Raw genomic sequence first — 17,102 nt, 5'->3', positions numbered from 1 at the left:
ATCGCGATCAGTGCATGAAGCCGCCGCGACGATTACCGTCGCCGCCCATGCTCGGCGCCTGGTTCATCGACTGCCGGAAGTTGTTGCCGCTGGTGACCATGCGGTTCGGCGTCGTGTTGAGCTGCGGACGGTTGGTCTGCACCTTGTTCTGGACCTGCACCTTGTTCACCGGATTGTTGTTGAGCTTCACGATACCGGGGTTGCCGTTGTTGATGCGGATCGGGTGGTTCTGGGTCTGAACGGGCCTCACATCGACATTCGAGCCACCCTTGCCGATATTCACCGGCATGCTCACGATCTTGCCCGGCTTGCCGTTGGCGTTGCCGGCATTCGGCGTCGTGTTGGTCACCGGCAGCGTCACGATCTTGCCGCTGCCGCCAGTGGTGTTGGTCGTCGTGTTGGTCGGCGCGGGCAGGGTGACGATCTTGCCCGGGGTCTGCGACGGCGTGCCGTTCGGCTGGTTGTTGCCTGAGGGCAGGTTGACGATCTGGCCACCATTGCCGAGCTTGCCGATGACGTTGCCGTCGACCGGCTTCTGCACGACCGGCAGATTGCCGTTCACTTGCGCGCCGCCATTGCCCTGCTGCATCAGCGGCATGTATTTGGGCTGGCCGAGACTGCCGATCTTCAGCGTCGGGGCGATGTTCTGTGGCGCCAGGAACTTGGTCGCCTGCATCAACGGGATCTGCTTCGGCTGCGCCTGCAGCTTCAGCGCGACTTGCGCATAGGGGCTGTTGCTGTAGCTGTCATAGAAGCTCTTGTAGCCGAGCGGCGAGTTCGCGAGCACGGCCTTGTGCCAGGCCTGCGTGAGCAGGAGGTTGTTGAGCAGCCAGCGGATGTGGTCGCACAGCGGGTCGTGCGGGTACATCTGGATGAACTCCTGATAATATTCCGGCCGGCCCTCGGACACGACGTAGTCATAGGCCTGGTGGGTCGAGCGGCTCGGCAGGTTGGAGGCCATCTGCACCACCGGCGCTTTTACCGGCGGCCGATTGGCGGCAACGGCGGTGTCGCCGAAGAAGGTGAAGTCCGAGGTCAGCGACGAGCTCTCCCACGGAATCTGCGCACCGCTGGTGGTCTGGTTCACCTGCAGGCGCACGCGCTTGAACAGCTGCTCGATCGGCACGTTGGGCTCGCGCGCGACGTTCAGGAACGCCTGGGTGTAGGGGCTGTGGCCGCTGGTGCCGTCGAGCGCTTCGGCGCCCGGCGCGGTCGAGTAGCCGACGATCGAGCCGTTCGGCGCATCGACAATGGCCAAGCCGCGGCCGGCATCGTTGACTTGAGGGAACGGGTTGTTGCGGCAGGCATCGAGGATGACGATGCGCATGCGGCTCGGGATCGTCTCCAGCGTCGACATCACGTCGACCAGACGCACCGAGTTGTTGACGAGCTCGGTCGGGCTCGACACCTTGGCGTCGACGGGAACGAGATAGTTCTCGCCGGCGAGCTGCACGCCGTGACCGGCGTAATAGACCATCGCCACCGTGTTCGGACCGCGCGAAGCGACCTTGGCGGAAAAGTCCTGTACCACGCGCAGCATGTCGTTCTGGGTGAGGTCGGTCGCGGCGACCACTTCGAAACCGGCCGAGTTCAGGAACTGCGCCATCGATTGCGCGTCATCGTCGGGGTTCGCAAGTTGCGGCGCGTTCTGGTAGTTCGCATTACCGATCACCAGCGCCACCCGCTGCTCCGGGCCTTGCAGCGCAGTGGGAGCCGGCTGGGCCGGGGCGACTTGCGCGGAAACGGGCCCGCAAGCGAAGCCGAACAGGCTTCCCAAGAGGCCGGCAGTCATCAGGAAGGGCTTTAGGCGGAACATGGCGTGCTCCTTTGCCACTCATCTCGATGCGAGATTGGTTGCGAGCAAGCCTGACCGCGTTCGAGTCCGGCGTCCGTGATCCCTATCACGATGGTAAGTTGCGTGATCTGAATCACGCTTGGAACCTGCTATGGCTGGAGATCGATTGGGAGGATGGCCTCCGCGCAATCGATCGACTATTGTCGATTCATGTCGCGCATTGTGTGTCTATTCGTTGCTGTCATCCTGTCTCTGCTGCCCGCAGTCGCACCCGCCGAGCCCGTTCAGAAGCGTCCCAAGCCGGTCTGGCGCGGCTACGGCTTCCTGCCGGGCTATCGCCAGCCGCTAAGCAACAGCATTCCGCTCTACAAGCAGAAGGACGCGATGCGTCGCCTGTCGCGCGCCGACCGGCGCCACTGGTACATCGACCCGGTCCCTCAGTATTACCGTTGGGATGGCGAGTGGCACTATTTCGGCCGCCCCGGCTTCGGCGGCGGCCGCTACAATGGCGGCAGTTTCGGTCCATGCTGGACGCGGACGCCGATCGGGCCGATCTGGAATTGCGGGTGACGAGGGGGCGCGCGACTAGCCGCGAGCGTAGCGAAGCAATCCAGAGTCTTTCCGCGGAGGGATTCTGGATTGCTTCGCTACGCTCGCAATGACGATGTGACGAGAGCGTGCGCTCTCACGAGAAGAACGCGATCTTCTCGGCCTGGGTCATGCGGCGGATCGGCGCGAGCGCGTCGTTGGCGGCGGCGCGGGGTTTTTGCAGGATGCCGCTGGCGAGGATGGTGGCGCCGAGCGAGGGCTCGGGCAAGGACGTGGATAAGGGCGAGGGCATCGGCAGCGTCGCGCTCGGTGCCGCGGCGAATGTTGCCGTGGCCGCCATGGTCGGGGCCGGCTGCTCCATCACTTCGGCAGCGGCTTCCGCAATGGCGTCGGTGAGGCGCGCGAGCGAGTCCATCGCGATCGGCGCGTCCGCGGCGGACTCTTCCGCGACCGCTGCGACGACCGGCTCCGGTCCGATCGGCTCCGGGATCTCGGCGGCAATCGGAGCTGCGATCTCCGCGGCCATCGGTTCCGGCGCGGCGGCGGCCAACTCCACCGGCTCGATGATCTCGTCGAACTCCGGATCGGGCGCGGCCATCTCTAGCGCGATGGCCTCGAGGATGGCTTCATCCTCGGCTTCCGCGGCGGCATCGAGTGCGAACTCGTCGCTCACCTCCACGAGGGCGGCGGGCTCGGCGGCCGGCTCTTCAAAAGCGACGTCTTCATGCGCCGCTTCTGCAAGTGCAGCTTCTTCAACTGCTGCCTGACTTTCGGCGACGATCTCGGGCGCGATTGCCTGCTCGGCAACGGCGGAAGTATCAGTGACGCCAGCTGTTTCGACCTCGGGAGCTGCGGCGATGTCGTGCGGCGTCTCCGCAAAAGCCACGGGGGCTTCGCTCGCGATCGCGCCAGGTGCCACCTCCGCAGGCGCCACGTCCGCCGCGGACGACGGTGCCTCCTGCCTGGGAGCCGGCGCGGCCTGCGGCGTTGCGTCGCCGTCAAGCTGCTCCACGCGATCCTTCAGCAGATCGAAGGCGGCCTTGAGCTCGACGCGGGGGTCGATGGTTGAGATCTGTCCGCAGGCGGCCTCGATCGAGGCGAGCTGCGAATCAATGAGGTCGCAGATTCGCCCGTCGGCGCCGATCTCGCGCCAGCGCCAGGAGATCTCCTTGATGATGCGCACCCCGCGCGGAATCGGCGCAAGGCTCGCCTCGAACGCCGCGGGATCGAACGCCGCGATTGCGATCGTCTCGGCCTCGCGGATGGCGCGTCGGATCTCGATCAGCGCCTCGGGCAGGCGGTCCTCGACGACGGGTTGTCGCTGTGCTGCGAGGGTTTCTTCGATCTTCGCGACCGCATCGAGCACCATGCGCGTGTCGGCGTTGCGGTTGCGCTTGGCGTATTCGCCGAGGAACCAGCGGCCGCGCGCGGTCTCCATGAAGGCTTCGCGGATCGCGTCGTAATCCTGCTCGTTCGGCTCGGCCGCGCGGGCAGACATGGGCGAGAGGGCGAATGCTTCGTTGGCCATGACAATCTCGTCGCGCAAATCACCGCGCGTTACTGTAACGATCACCACGATATCGACCGAATCGCAATTGGTTTGATGCAGTCCGAATCACAAATCCCCATCGCGGCAGCGAAGAAGCGGCGATTCGCCGTGAGTCTTGCCCTGTTCTATTCGGCGGTGTTCGCGGTCTCGGGCACGCATCTGCCGTTCTTCCCGGTGTGGCTGAAGGCGATCGGCATCGACCCGGCCTGGATCGGGCTCATCAACGCACTGCCGGCGATCACGCGCTTTACTACGCTGCCGCAAGTGACCGCCTTTGCCGAAAAGCGCCAGGCCATTCGCGCCGCCATGATGGTGTCGGTGCTGGCGACGGCGATCGGTTTTACCGCGGTCGGCTTGCAGCAGCAGCCGCTGGCGCTGTTCCTGATCTATGCGCTGACCTGCGTGATGTGGACGCCGACGACGCCGCTGACCGATGCCTATGCGCTGCGCGGCGTTGCCCGCTATGGGCTTGATTACGGGCCGTTGCGGCTGTGGGGCTCGGCGGCGTTTGCCGCCGGCTCGCTCGCCTGCGGCTATCTCGTCGACAGCATCGCACCGCGCGACCTGATCTGGGTCATCGTCGCATGGGCCGTCATTGCGGTTCTGGCCAGTCTGCTGCTTCAGCCGCTCGACGATGTCAGGCGCAAGGCCGCCGAGACGCATGCCGGCAAGGCGCTGCTGCGCGATGCCGGCTTCTGGGCCATCATCGCCTCGGCCGCGCTGATCCAGGGCAGCCACGTCGCCTATTACACCTTCTCGGCCATCAACTGGCAGCTCCATGGGATCAGTGGGCTGACGATCGCGGGGCTGTGGACGCTGGGCGTGATCGCCGAGATCGTCGTGTTCGCGCTGTCGCCGCGCTTCTCGCTGCATGCCTCCACGATGATGGCGATCGGGGGGCTAAGCGCCGTGGTGCGCTGGATCGTCACCGCCAACGAGCCGCCGCTGGCGCTGCTCGCGATCGTGCAACTCGGCCATGGTCTCAGCTTCGGCATGACCATCGTCGGCACCATGAATCTCCTGGTGCAGCGCGTGCCGCCGCATCAGATCGCGCGGGGGCAGGGCTATTACGCCGCGTGCAACGGTCTATTGGGCGCAACGACCTCGATCGCGTCAGGCGCGATCTACGCCCATATCGGCGACGGCCTGTACTACGTCATGGCCGCGATGGCCGCTGCCGGTGCGCTCGTGATCTGGTCGGCGCGGCACCGGCTCAAGCCTCATCCCCACAGCGAGGCGTCCGGCGGATAGACCAGGCTTTCGTCGTAACGCAAGCCGTGATCGCGATCGCGCGCCAGCAGCAGCGGGCCGTCGAGATCGACGAAGCGCGCCTGCGGCGTCACCAGCATCGCAGGTGCCATCGACAGCGAGGTCGCGACCATGCAGCCGATCATGATCTCGAAGCCGAGCGCTTGCGCGGCATCGGCCATGGCCAGCGCCTCGGTGAGGCCGCCGGTCTTGTCGAGCTTGATGTTCACGGCGTCGTAGCGTGCGCGCAGCGGCGCGAGCGACGAGCGGTCGTGCACGCTCTCGTCGGCGCAGACCGCGAGCGGGCGCTTGATTCGTGCCAGCGCCTCGTCCTTGCCTGATGGCAGCGGCTGCTCCACGAGGGTGACGCCGGCGGCGGCGCAGGCGGCAAGATTGTGCTCCAGATTGGCCTCGGTCCAGGCCTCGTTGGCGTCGACGATCAGCTCGGCCCCGGGGGCGGCCTTGCGCACGGCCGCGATCCGCGCCGGATCGCCGTCGCCGCCGAGCTTGATCTTGAGCAGCGGCCGGTGCGCGGCCTTGGCGGTCGCCGCGGCCATGGTCTCGGGGGTGCCGAGCGAGATGGTGTAGGCGGTGGTGCGTTCGCGGGGCCTAGGGCGGCTCAGCAGGTTCCAGGCCCGCAGGCCGCCAGTCTTGGCCTCGAGGTCAATCAGGGCGCAATCCAGCGCGTTGCGGGCCGCACCGGGCGGCATGGCGGCCTGGAGGGCCTCCCGGGTCAGCCCAGCGGCCACCGCGTCCTGCATGGCCTCGATGGCGGCCAGCGTCGCCTCAGGCGTCTCGCCATAGCGGGGATAGGGCACGCACTCGCCGCGGCCGGTCAGACCGCCCTGGCTGACCTCCGCCACGACCGTCACGGCCTCGGTCTTGGCCCCCCGGCTGATGGTAAAGCTGCCGGCGATGGGGAAGCGCTCGATTCGCGCCGCCAGGGAGGCAAATTTCATGGAAGTCATTTTGAACTCTGGCGAAATCTGAACCTGCTAGTTACCTCTAGCAACTAACAATGGGCAGTTGGGGATACCTTCTCTAGGTAAGGGCGCGTGCGCAACCATCCGATTCTATCCGTTTCCTGCGCCTCGGCACGGGAGCGGACATCTTGAGTGGCGATCCGAAGCTGGAGCGGATTGCCAAGGGCAATGCGCTGGCACTCTGCGCCACCGGAACATGGACCGCGAGCTTCGCGCCGGTCCTGGAGCGGATGGTGGCGGACGCCGAGAAGCTCGCCGGCGGCCCCCAAAGCATCTTCATCGACGTTTCCGAGGTCGGCAAGCTCGACACCTTCGGCGCCTGGCTGATCGAGCGGCTGCGCCGCAGCCTGACGCAAGGAGCGGTCGAGGCGCAGATCGCGGGGCTCTCCGCCAATTATTCCAGCCTCGTCGACGAGGTGCGGCGGGTCAGGGCGACCCCCGTGGTCGACAGCAGCCCGATCACCATCACCGGCATGCTGGAGCAGATCGGCCGGACCGTGGCAGGTCTTGCCGGCACCGTGGCGGGCCTCGTCGACATGCTCGGCGCGGTGCTCGCGGCAGGCTTTCGCGTCTTGATCCATCCGCGCTCGCTCCGCCTGACTTCGACCGTGCACCACCTGGAGCAGGTCTGCTGGCGCGCGGTGCCGATCATCGTGCTGATCACCTTCCTGATCGGCTGCATCATCGCGCAGCAGGGTATTTTTCATTTCCGCAGGTTCGGCGCCGACATCTTCGTTGTCGACATGCTCGGCGTGCTGGTGCTGCGCGAGATCGGTGTGCTCTTGGTCGCGATCATGGTGGCGGGCCGTTCGGGCAGCGCCTACACCGCCGAGCTCGGCTCGATGAAGATGCGCGAGGAGATCGACGCGCTGCGCACCATGGGGTTCGACCCGATCGAGGTCCTGGTGCTGCCGCGCATGATGGCGCTCGTGATTGCGCTCCCGATTCTCGCTTTCCTCGGCGCGATGGCCGCGCTCTATGGCGGCGGGCTCGTCGCCTGGCTTTATGGCGGCGTCGAGCCGGAGGCCTTCCTGTTGCGGCTGCGCGACGCCATCTCGATCGATCATTTCATCGTCGGCATCGTCAAGGCACCGGTGATGGCCGCCGTGATCGGCATCGTCGCCTGCGTCGAAGGGCTCGCCGTGCAGGGCAGCGCGGAATCGCTGGGACAGCACACCACGGCGTCGGTGGTGAAGGGCATCTTCTTCGTCATCGTGATGGACGGCGTGTTCGCCATCTTCTTCGCCTCGATCGGGATGTGACGATGGCAGGCGAGATCCAAAATCCCATCATCCGCGTCCGCGACATCACCGTGCAGTTCGGTGCGACGCGCGTGCTCGACGGCCTCAACCTCGACGTCAAGCGCGGCGAGATCCTCGGCTTTGTCGGCCCATCCGGCGCCGGCAAATCAGTGCTGACGCGCACCATCATCGGCCTCGTGCCGAAGGTCGCAGGCTCCATCGAGGTGTTCGGCGTCGACCTCGATTCCTCCAGCACGTCGCAACGGCGAAATGTGGAGCGGCGCTGGGGCGTGCTGTTTCAGCAGGGCGCGCTGTTCTCCTCGCTGACCGTGAGGCAGAACATCCAGTTTCCGATGCGCGAATATCTGCGCGTCTCGCAGCGGCTGATGGACGAGATCACCATGGCCAAGCTGACCATGGTCGGTCTCAAGCCGGAAGTTGCCGAGCGCTTCCCGTCCGAGCTCTCCGGCGGCATGATCAAGCGCGTGGCGCTCGCCCGTGCGCTGTCGCTCGATCCGGATCTCGTCTTCCTGGACGAGCCGACCTCCGGTCTCGACCCGATCGGCGCCGGCGACTTCGACGAGCTGGTCCGGACGCTCCAGCGCACTTTGGGGCTGACAGTTTTCATGGTAACCCACGACCTCGACAGCCTTTACACAGCATGTGACCGCATCGCCGTTTTAGGGAACGGTAAGATCATTGCGGCAGGGTCGATCGCCGACATGCAGGCCTCGCAGCATCCCTGGCTGAGGCAGTATTTCCATGGCAAGCGCGCCCGCGCGGTCATGGGTTAAGAGCTGGGTTGATTAGCCGGAGCACCTGATGGAAACGCGGGCGAATTACGTATTGATCGGGTCGTTCACACTGGCGGTGATCGCCGCCGCGATCGGCTTCGTGCTGTGGTTTCAATCGCTGCACACCACCAAGCAGCGCACCCCCCTACGCGTCGTGTTCGAGGGCCCGGCGGCGGGCCTGCGCAACGGCGGCAGCGTCAACTTCAACGGTATCAGGGTGGGTGAGGTGGTCTCGGTGAAGCTGGACAACCCGCGGCGGGTTGTCGCACTCGCCATGATCGAGAACAACGCCCCGATCCGCAAGGACACGCTGGTCGGCCTCGAATTCCAGGGCCTCACGGGGGTCGCCGCAATCTCGCTCAAGGGCGGCGACGAGGCCGCGGCCGCACCGCCGCTCGACCAGGATGGCATCCCGACGCTGACGGCGGATCCCAACAAGCTCCAGGACGTCACCGAGGCGATCCGCGGCACGCTGCAGAACATCAACAAGATCGTCGCCGACAATCAGGAATCGGTGAAGAACTCGCTGAAGAATTTGGAGACCTTCACCAACTCGCTCGCCCGCAACTCCGAGAAGATCGACGGCATGATGGCCAAGGTCGACGGTGTCATGCTCAAGGCCGACAGTCTCATGCTCGGCCTCAACACGCTCGCCGGCGGCAAGGACGGCGGCGAGCTGTTCCAGGCGGTCAAGTCGATCCGCGAACTGGCCGAGGACTTCGACAAGCGCTCCGGCGCGCTGATGAGCGACGGCCGCCGCACCCTCGGCGACATCAGCCGCGCCGTGAACAATTTCGACCGCAACCCGACCCGCGTCCTGTTCGGCGCCAGCAACTCATCGCAAGCAGCCCCGCCGCCCGAGCCGCCGAAGCCGGCGGCGTCGAACGAGCGCCGCAGGCAGTAGGTTCCGACCTCCTAGTTTCCGTTGGCCCCCTGCATCGGTATCCATCGGAAGTCGATATCATCGGCTTCGATCACCCATACGAACGCTTTGCATTGGGCGCGGTAGGCCCACTCAATCTCGTGAATCAAGTGACCGCGATCCGAGATACGAAACTCGTCGTAGCGCCAATCAGCGTGCGATGGCGCATCTGGCGAGAGCTCCTGGAGTGAGTAGGCTACACCGTCGGATACGTAATCTCGATGTGCCCATCTTTGTAGGCGCCGAGTAGGCGAAGCGCGATCGAACAGGATCGTTGACGAAGTTGGGAGCCGGGTCTTTCCAATACTTGCAACGACTCTAGCCAGGCATCGTGCGGACAGCGGTGATCGCTCGTATGGTAGAACCAGTCGGAGGTTGCGAGCGCGTAGGCGCGAGGTGGGAACACCGCCTGGTTTTCGGCGAGATAGGTTTCGTACCGCTCGAATGCACGTTCTGCTTCGGGATATTCGTCGTCGCGCCCGTCATCCGAGAGAATGAACACCATGAGCCAGTTCCTGTTCGATCTATTTCCTTCAAGCTAAATCAGACTCCATCTGCAGCTCAGCTGTCTGTGCTAGCGCGCCTCGCGATTGCGCAGCGGATTGACGAATTTCAATCCTGCGAAGTCCTTTTCGTTGTCCGTCGCAACAACGCAGTCATTGGCCTCGGCCACGGCGGCGATAATCATATCGAGCGCACTCCGCCGCCTGCCGGTGGCGGTGCCACGCGCCATGAGGCGCGCCCAGATCAGGCTAGCTTGCTCGTCGAAAGCCAGCACGCGACCTGCGAAAAGCAGTGGTGGTCCTTCAGGTCCGGCGAACCAGGTTTCAAGTGCATTTCGCTTTCGTCCCGCCGGCTTTTCCAGGATGCCTCGCCGGATTTCTCCGATCGTCAGGGAGGAGACGAACAGATCGTCATCGTTCTGGTCTGCCAGCCACGCCAGGAGTACCGGCGACGGACTCGGTTTCGTGACATGGCTGATGATGTTGGTGTCGAGGAGGTACCGTGTCACAGGTCAACCTTGCGACCCGTTACGCGCGCGCGCGTGACATCGAGGTCTGTCCCGACGAGCGGTGAGCGTCGCAGCGCGGCAAGGATGCCGCCCTTCTTGGCGGGTTCCGCTGTCATCGTTTGACGCAATGTAGATCGGATTCGTTCGGCCTCGGTCCCATCCTCGGCAAGCTGCTTGGCGATTGAGCGGATCAATTCGCGGTCGGTATCGAGCCCGAGCACCTCGAACCGCGCCATGCCGCGCTTGGTCAGCCTGGCCCGGTAATTTCGCAGCGCTCTCTTTTGCGCTGTGTCGGCCACCGGAATTCTCCGCTCTTATTTCTGGGAATATATCCTGAAATAGTCGGAACGCAAGCGATCCGAAGTTGCCGCCGATACGAAAGTATGGGGGTCTGGCCGAGCCAAGGTAGGGGGAGGGCTGGCCGTCATTGTCAGTTATATCGCGCTCAAGTCGCGTCCACGAAAAGGCGCGTCGACTTCACTCATAGGGGAGGAGCGCGTGATACGTCTGTTGCTGCTGCTGCCGTTCATCGGACTGATGATCGTGCCGTTCTACAATATCCGGGAGCCGCATCTGTTCGGCTTTCCGTTCTTCTACTGGTACCAGCTCGCCTGGGTGCCGCTGACCTCGCTCCTCACCTGGATCGTCTACAGGAGCGTGCGTCGTGCTGGCTAATGTCGATAGCGCGGCGTTCGCCGTATTCCTCGCCCTCTTCATCCTCGTCACCGGCATGGGCTTCGTCGCCTCGCGATGGCGCAAGCCGGAGACGCTCGCCCATCTCGACGAGTGGGGCCTCGGCGGCCGCAAGTTCGGGACCTGGATCACCTGGTTTCTGGTCGGCGGCGATTTCTACACCGCCTATACCGTGATCGCCGTTCCGGCGCTGGTCTACGCGGTCGGCGCCTATGGCTTCTTCGCGCTGCCCTACACCATCATCGTCTATCCCTTCGTGTTCGCGGTGATGCCGGTGCTGTGGAAGGTCGCCAAGGAGCGCGGCTATGTCACCGCGGGCGACGTGGTGCGCGGTGCCTATGGATCGCGCGGGCTCGAGCTTGCGGTTGCGGCCACCGGCGTGCTGGCGACGATGCCCTACATCGCGCTCCAGCTCATCGGCATGGAGGTCGCGATCAAGGCGCTTGGCCTGCACGGCGAGATACCGCTCGTTCTCGCCTTCCTGGTGCTCGCGCTCTACACTTATTCGTCGGGGCTGCGCGCACCGGCGCTGATCGCCTTCGTTAAGGACATCATGATCTACATCGTGGTGATCGCCGCGATCGCGATCGTGCCGTCCAAGCTTGGCGGCTACGGCGCGGTCTTCACCGCGACGGATGCGGCATTCGCAGCCAAGGGTTCAGGCGGGATCCTGCTGTCGCCTGCGCAGATCGTGCCTTATGCCTCGCTGGCGCTGGGCTCCGCGCTCGCGGCCTTCATGTATCCGCACACGCTGACCGGCATCTTCGCGTCCTCGGGTGGCAACACCATTCGCAAGAATGCGATGCTGCTGCCGGCCTACACGCTGCTGCTCGGCCTGCTAGCGCTGCTGGGCTATATGGGCCATGCGGCCGGGCTGAAGCTCGCGAGCAACAACGACGTTGTGCCTGAGCTGTTCAAGACCCTGTTCCCGAGCTGGTTCGCAGGCTTCGCCTTCGCCGCGATCGCGATCGGCGCGCTGGTGCCGGCCGCCGTCATGAGCATTGGCGCCGCCAATCTGTTCACCCGCAACTTCTGGAAAGTGTGGGTCGATCCGAAGGTGACACCGGCAGGTGAGGCGAAGGTCGCCAAGATCACCTCCATGCTGGTGAAGGTCGGCGCGCTGCTCGCCATCCTCTTGATGCCGACGCAGTTCGCCCTCGACCTCCAGCTGCTTGGGGGCCTCTGGATCCTGCAGACCCTGCCGGCCCTGGTGTTCGGCCTCTATCTGAACTGGTTCTCGAGCACGGCGCTGCTGGCCGGCTGGGCCGTCGGCCTTGCGGGCGGATCGTGGCTCGCCTGGTCGGACGGGCTGAAGCCGCTCCACACCGTCGATTTCGGCATGGGCCCGGTCGCCATCTACACCGGCCTCCTGGCGCTCGCGCTCAACATCGTGGTGGCCGTCGTGGTCAACCTGGTGCTCAAGCGCGCGCCGCAGGAGCGGCTGTCCCGCGAGGCGGCCTGAGGTGATCCGCCAGCGGCGGCCGGGGATGCTCCGGCCGCCGGCCTTTTCCGGAATGAATAGCCTTTCATGCGATTGAAAACACTATAGTATCCGCCCGCGATCTGGCCCCGCTCGTCGCCGGCGGATCAGACGGTCTCGGGTGAGGATGTCTTGCAGGCGTGGTTCGTTCTTGCGGTCGCTGCCGGCTATGTGACCACGCTATTCCTGGTGGCCTGGTGGGGCGATCGGCGGAGCGCCGGTGGGCCGCTGGTATCGCCAAACTCCTGGGCGGCCGCGCTCAGCTATTGCCTGACGCTTGCGGTCTACAACACCTCCTGGAGCTTCTATGGATCGGTCGGACGAGCCGCCACCAGCGGGCTGGACTTTGCCACGATCTATATCGGCCCGACCCTGGTGCTGCTGTTCGGCCAGCCGCTTCTATCCAAGGTGATTGCGATCGCGAAGGCGCAAAACGTCACCTCGATTTCGGACTTCATCGCCGCGCGCTACGGCAAGAGCCAGGTGCTCGCGGCCTTCTTGACGCTCGCATCGCTGCTTGGGGTGCTTCCCTATATCGCGCTCCAACTCAAGGCCGTCGGCAAGAGTTTTGACTACCTGATCCTCCAGCCCGAGCGTGCCGGCGGCGAAGCGCTGCGGTTCTGGCAGGACTCCGCATTCGGCGTCGCCGCGTCGATGGCGCTGTTTGCAATCGTGTTCGGCGTCCGGCACGTCCATGCCAGCGAGCATCATCGCGGCCTGATGCTCGCGATCGCCTTCGAGAGCGTCGTCAAGCTGCTCGCATTCCTGATCGTTGCGCTGTTCGTGCTGTTCGGACTATCCGGCGGGCCTGCCGCTCTGCTGTCGCAACTTCAATCGGAGCCGCAACTGGCGGGGATCCTGAGCTTCGATCCGACGCAGCCGGTGTGGCCTGCGACGATCATCATCTCGGCGATCGCGTTCCTGTGCCTGCCGCAGGCATTCCATGTCGCCGTCGTCGAGAACGAGGCACCTAGCCATACGCGCACTGCGGCATGGCTCTACCCAAGCTATCTTGCGCTGTTCAGCCTCTTGATCCTGCCGATCGCGGCAGCCGGGCTTGCCAGGTTCGGCGCGATGATGGACCCCGACACCTATGTCATCTCGCTGCCGATCGCGGCGGACGCGAGCACCGTTAGCCTGATCGCCTTCCTCGGCGGGCTGTCGGCTGCCACCGGCATGGTGATCATGACGTCCGTCGCCCTCAGCACCATGCTCTGCAACGACGTCATCATGCCGCTACTGCTGCGCTCGCGTGTCTTTGGCCCGCGTGCGCAGAGCCGGCCAATGACCTCGGTGCTGGTGGTGGTGCGCCGGCTCTCGATCCTCGGTATCCTGCTGCTCGCCTATCTGATGCACCGCCTGGTCAACCAGTCCTATCCGCTCACCGTGATCGGACTCCTGTCGTTCGTCGCGGTCGCGCAATTCGGTCCGGCGTTCGTCGGAGGGCTGTTCTGGCCGCGTGCCAACAAAGCCGGCGCCTCGATCGGGATCGCGGTCGGCTTCTTGATCTGGGCCTATACGCTGCTGCTCCCTTCGGCCGCGCCGCTCTGGCCCGCGATCGAGGAGATCGTCCGCCACGGCCCGTGGCAGCTCGCCTGGCTCAAGCCGAACGCGCTGCTGGGTCTCGAAGGGATCGATCCGATCTCGCATGCCACACTCTGGAGCCTCGGCGCCAACCTCGTCTGCTTCCTGATGGTCTCGGCGCTGGGGAGGCAGTCGACTGTCGAGCGCAACCAGGCCGCGGCGTTTGCCGATGGCGTCGTCCGCGAAAATACCCCAAGGTTGTCGTCGCGCGTGGTGGTCCGGCTCGACGATCTCCGGGCGCTGGCATTGCGCTTTGTCGGGCCCGTGCGGGGCGCGGCGGCCTTCGACAGCTATCTCGCTGCGCGCATCGCCGGCAGCGGGCCGCGCCTCGATCCGTCAGGGTTCGTCGATCTCGACTCGATCCGATTCACCGAGAATCTGCTTGCCGGCGCGATCGGTGCGGCATCGGCGCGCGTGGTCATCGCCGCGTCGCTGGAAGGGCACTCGCTGTCGCGGCGGGCGGCGATGGCGATGCTCGATGAAGCCTCGGAGGCGTTGCGGTTCAACCGCAGCCTTTTGCAGAGCACGCTCGAGAGTGTGCCGCAGGGCATTTGTGCCTTCGATGCGGATTTCAACATCACGGCCTGGAACGGCCGTTTCATCGCGCTCCTGGACCTGCCGCCTGACTTCGTGCGCGTCGGCCTTCCGCTGGCGGACCTTATCGCCTTCAACGTCGAGCGCGGCGAATATGCCGCGTCCGAATTCGCCGCGCTCCTGGTTAATCGTGACGTCGCCACGCAGAGCTGGCCCTATCTGTATGAGCGCAAGCGGCCGGACGGCACGGTGCTCGAGATCGTCTATGACCGCGTTGCCGAGGGCGGCTACGTTTCGACCTACACCGACGTCACCGAGCGTCATCGCGCCGCGGAAGCCCTGCGACGCGCCAATGAGGGGCTCGAGCTGCGTGTCCGTGAGCGGACCGAGGCGCTCGAGCTGGCGAAGGCGGACGCAGAGCAGGCCAATCTCGGCAAGACCCGCTTCCTGGCGGCGGCCAGCCACGATCTGCTGCAACCATTGAATGCGGCCCGTCTGTTCCTGTCCGCGCTCGACGAGAGCCTGCATGCCGGATCGCGAGCTGGTAATGCCGACAAGGACCGCACCTTGGCGAGCAGCGCGATTACCGCGCTGCGCTCGACCGAGCACGTGCTGGACAGGCTGCTCGACATCTCTTCCTATGATGCTCGCGCAGTTCGCGCCGAGGCTTTTGATTTTCCGATCGCGGATCTCTTCGTGCAGTTGAACCTCGAGTTCTCGGCCATGGCGCGCGAGCGAGGGCTCGTCCTCCGCGTCGTCGATTGTCGCCTCGCTGTGCGCAGCGATCCGCATCTGTTGCGTCGCATCTTGCAGAACCTGCTGTCGAACGCACTCCGCTACACGCCCAAGGGACGCATCCTGCTCGGCTGCCGGCGGCGTGGTGACGCGCTGCGCATCGAGGTCTGGGATACCGGCGTCGGAATCGCAGCTTCTGACCAGAAGCGCATCTTCGAGGAGTTCCAGCGCCTCGCGCCCGGGTCGGAGAAGGGATTGGGGCTGGGACTCGCCATCGTCGATCGTGTATCGCGGCTGCTGGACCATGCCATCGACGTCCATTCGCGCCCGGGACATGGTTCGTGCTTCGCCGTCACGGTGCCGCTTGCGCGCGGACCGGGCAGGCCCCTTCAGCGCAATCCCGCGAGTGCAGCGCCCGTGGCGGCGGAACGGCCGCTGACGATCCTGTGCCTCGACAATGATGCGACGATCCTTCAGGGTCTGACGGCGCTGCTCGGCGCCTGGGGACATCGCGTGCTGGTCGCGGCGAATGCCGTCGAGGCGATGGCTGCGGCCACAGCCAGCCCACCCGACGTCGTGCTGCTCGATTACCATCTCGATGGCGGCCGCAGCGGCTTGGACTTCCTCGATGATCTCAGGCAGGAGTCGGTTCGCGCCGTCCGCGCGCTGGTCGTAACCGGCGATCGCAGCGAGGCGGTGCGCAAGGAGGCGAGGGCGCGCGGTTGCGAGATCCTGTCGAAGCCGGTCAAGCCGGCGGCTCTGCGGCGCTTCCTAGGCGGCGAAGCCCTCAGCCGGCAATTCGGGACGAAACAGGAGATTCCCTGACAATGCGCATCCTGATCGGCGACGATCATCCGCTGGTACAAGCCGCGTTGCGCAGCGCGCTGTCGAGCGTGCTGCCGGATCTCGACATCATCGCCTGCCAGTCGCTTGACGAGGCGACCGGCGTGCTGACGGCCCAGTCCGACGAGATCGACCTGATCCTGTGGGACCTGACCATGCCGGGTATCCAGGGATTTGCCGCTTTGTTCATCCTGTCGGCGCAATTTCCGACAGTGCCGGTGGCGATCATCTCCGCGCGTCAGGATGCCGCCACGATCCGCCGCGCTATCGCCTACGGCGCATCTGGCTACATCCCGAAGTCGCTCAGCCTGCCCGAGATGGCGGATGCGATCACGAAGATCCTCGCCGGCGAGATCTGGATGCCGCCCAATGTCGGCGGGCGCGGCTCGATCCAGAGCGCCGATGTCGAGCTTGCTGCGCGAATGGCCTCGTTGTCGGCGCAGCAGCTGCGCATTCTCGCAATGATCGTCGAAGGTAAGCTCAACAAGCAGATCGCGGGTGAGCTCGACATCGCCGAGCAGACGGTGAAGGGCCACGTCTCGACGATCCTGCGCAAGCTCGGCGTCGGCTCGCGCACCCAGGCTGCGGTCCTGGCCGAGCGACTGTCATTCGGCCAGTCCGGCGCGACCTGACCCTGCGGCAAAACAAAACGGAGGCCGCGAGGCCTCCGTTTTCATTGTGCCGTCTTGCGAGACCTGCTGCTTATCCCAGCCGTCCCGCCGCGTGCGCGAGCAGCGTGTAGACCAGCCCCGTCTCCGAGATCAGGTGGCTGCGCAGCTCCTGCGGGCCGCGGCCGTCGCGGGCGACTTCGTCGAGCAGGCGTTCGAACTCGGCGACATAGCGGTCGACCGTGCCCTTGAAGTTGCGGTCGGCGCGATACTTGCGGGCGACCTCGTCGAACGCCTTCTGACCGGCGGGCGTGTAGAGGCGCTTGGTGAAGGCCTTGTTCTCGCCGCGCTGGTAGCGGTCCCACATCTCGGCGGCGAGGTTGCGGTCCATCAGCCGGCCGATGTCGAGCGACAGCGATTCCAGCGGATTGCCACCACCTTGCGGCGCCTGCGGCTGCGGCGCGGGTGCCGCGCGGCCGCGGGGAGCCTCACGGCCGTTCGGAGCGGCAGGACCGGTGTCGGCGCGGTTGAG

General features: G+C 65.3%; 16 protein-coding genes. 9 read left to right on the top strand and 7 right to left on the bottom strand.

Annotated elements, in window-relative coordinates:
- Positions 1 to 7: 7 nt before the first annotated feature.
- Positions 8 to 1,816 carry a caspase family protein gene (locus CWO91_RS26855; RefSeq protein WP_165405728.1) on the bottom strand — a complete coding sequence of 603 codons (1,809 nt, stop codon included), beginning with the start codon at positions 1,814 to 1,816 and terminating at the stop codon, positions 8 to 10.
- Between the two features lie 189 nt (positions 1,817 to 2,005).
- On the opposite strand from CWO91_RS26855, the gene CWO91_RS26850 reads away from it, so the two are divergent.
- On the top strand, positions 2,006 to 2,365 hold the full coding sequence (locus tag CWO91_RS26850; RefSeq protein ID WP_130217815.1) for a hypothetical protein: 360 nt from the start codon (positions 2,006 to 2,008) through the stop codon (positions 2,363 to 2,365).
- 115 nt (positions 2,366 to 2,480) lie between these two features.
- Here CWO91_RS26850 and CWO91_RS26845 read toward each other — a convergent pair whose 3' ends face one another.
- Positions 2,481 to 3,872, bottom strand: a complete 1,392-nt coding sequence (locus CWO91_RS26845; protein WP_165405727.1) for a hypothetical protein — start codon at positions 3,870 to 3,872, stop codon at positions 2,481 to 2,483.
- Between the two features lie 75 nt (positions 3,873 to 3,947).
- Between CWO91_RS26845 and CWO91_RS26840 the strand changes: the two genes are divergently transcribed.
- A complete protein-coding gene (locus CWO91_RS26840; RefSeq protein WP_130217787.1) occupies positions 3,948 to 5,144 on the top strand; it encodes an MFS transporter in 1,197 nt (398 codons plus the stop codon).
- On the opposite strand, the gene dgcA is transcribed toward CWO91_RS26840, so the two are convergent.
- The gene (gene dgcA, locus CWO91_RS26835; protein ID WP_130217785.1) at positions 5,114 to 6,109 is read right to left on the bottom strand and encodes an N-acetyl-D-Glu racemase DgcA; all 996 of its coding nucleotides are present in this window, start codon (positions 6,107 to 6,109) and stop codon (positions 5,114 to 5,116) included. The genes CWO91_RS26840 and dgcA overlap by 31 nt on opposite strands.
- Positions 6,110 to 6,252: 143 nt before the next feature.
- Here dgcA and CWO91_RS26830 point away from each other — a divergent pair, with 143 nt between their 5' ends.
- From CWO91_RS26830 to CWO91_RS26820, 3 genes are read left to right on the top strand one after another with little or no spacing between them, the layout of a single operon-like run.
- Positions 6,253 to 7,386, top strand: coding sequence for an MlaE family ABC transporter permease (locus CWO91_RS26830; protein ID WP_130217783.1), 1,134 nt, complete (start codon positions 6,253 to 6,255; stop codon positions 7,384 to 7,386).
- Positions 7,387 to 7,388: 2 nt separating this feature from the next.
- Positions 7,389 to 8,159 carry an ABC transporter ATP-binding protein gene (locus tag CWO91_RS26825; protein WP_162500203.1) on the top strand — a complete coding sequence of 257 codons (771 nt, stop codon included), beginning with the start codon at positions 7,389 to 7,391 and terminating at the stop codon, positions 8,157 to 8,159.
- Between the two features lie 28 nt (positions 8,160 to 8,187).
- A complete protein-coding gene (locus CWO91_RS26820; RefSeq protein WP_128932770.1) occupies positions 8,188 to 9,063 on the top strand; it encodes an MlaD family protein in 876 nt (291 codons plus the stop codon).
- A gap of 214 nt (positions 9,064 to 9,277) precedes the next feature.
- Here CWO91_RS26820 and CWO91_RS26815 read toward each other — a convergent pair whose 3' ends face one another.
- From CWO91_RS26815 to CWO91_RS26805, 3 genes are all read right to left on the bottom strand, one after another.
- A complete protein-coding gene (locus CWO91_RS26815; protein ID WP_130217781.1) occupies positions 9,278 to 9,586 on the bottom strand; it encodes a hypothetical protein in 309 nt (102 codons plus the stop codon).
- A gap of 69 nt (positions 9,587 to 9,655) precedes the next feature.
- Positions 9,656 to 10,093 carry a type II toxin-antitoxin system VapC family toxin gene (locus CWO91_RS26810; protein WP_130217779.1) on the bottom strand — a complete coding sequence of 146 codons (438 nt, stop codon included), beginning with the start codon at positions 10,091 to 10,093 and terminating at the stop codon, positions 9,656 to 9,658.
- On the bottom strand, positions 10,090 to 10,392 hold the full coding sequence (locus CWO91_RS26805) for a hypothetical protein (RefSeq protein ID WP_245471370.1): 303 nt from the start codon (positions 10,390 to 10,392) through the stop codon (positions 10,090 to 10,092). Before CWO91_RS26805 ends, CWO91_RS26810 begins: the two co-directional genes overlap by 4 nt.
- Positions 10,393 to 10,591: 199 nt before the next feature.
- On the opposite strand from CWO91_RS26805, the gene CWO91_RS26800 reads away from it, so the two are divergent.
- The 4 genes from CWO91_RS26800 to CWO91_RS26785 all read left to right on the top strand — a co-directional run bounded on the left by CWO91_RS26800 (position 10,592) and on the right by CWO91_RS26785 (position 16,594).
- Positions 10,592 to 10,768, top strand: a complete 177-nt coding sequence (locus CWO91_RS26800) for a DUF3311 domain-containing protein (RefSeq protein WP_130217777.1) — start codon at positions 10,592 to 10,594, stop codon at positions 10,766 to 10,768.
- Positions 10,758 to 12,248: a monocarboxylate uptake permease MctP gene (gene mctP, locus CWO91_RS26795; protein WP_130217775.1), complete on the top strand. Its 1,491-nt coding sequence runs from the start codon at positions 10,758 to 10,760 to the stop codon at positions 12,246 to 12,248. Before CWO91_RS26800 ends, mctP begins: the two co-directional genes overlap by 11 nt.
- Positions 12,249 to 12,398: 150 nt before the next feature.
- Positions 12,399 to 15,944 carry a hybrid sensor histidine kinase/response regulator gene (locus tag CWO91_RS26790; protein ID WP_165405726.1) on the top strand — a complete coding sequence of 1,182 codons (3,546 nt, stop codon included), beginning with the start codon at positions 12,399 to 12,401 and terminating at the stop codon, positions 15,942 to 15,944.
- Complete coding sequence (locus CWO91_RS26785; RefSeq protein WP_128937317.1) at positions 15,941 to 16,594, top strand: response regulator; 654 nt, start codon at positions 15,941 to 15,943, stop codon at positions 16,592 to 16,594. The genes CWO91_RS26790 and CWO91_RS26785 overlap by 4 nt, the downstream gene beginning before the upstream one ends.
- Before the next feature lie 70 nt (positions 16,595 to 16,664).
- Here the strand turns inward: CWO91_RS26785 and CWO91_RS26780 are convergent.
- A partial coding sequence (locus CWO91_RS26780) for a hypothetical protein (protein ID WP_130217771.1) occupies positions 16,665 to 17,102 on the bottom strand: 438 nt, incomplete at its 5' end.

Source organism: Bradyrhizobium genosp. SA-3, assembly GCF_004212635.1.
Classification (GTDB): Bacteria; Pseudomonadota; Alphaproteobacteria; order Rhizobiales; family Xanthobacteraceae; genus Bradyrhizobium.
This window is presented reverse-complemented; position numbering and strand designations above follow the sequence as displayed.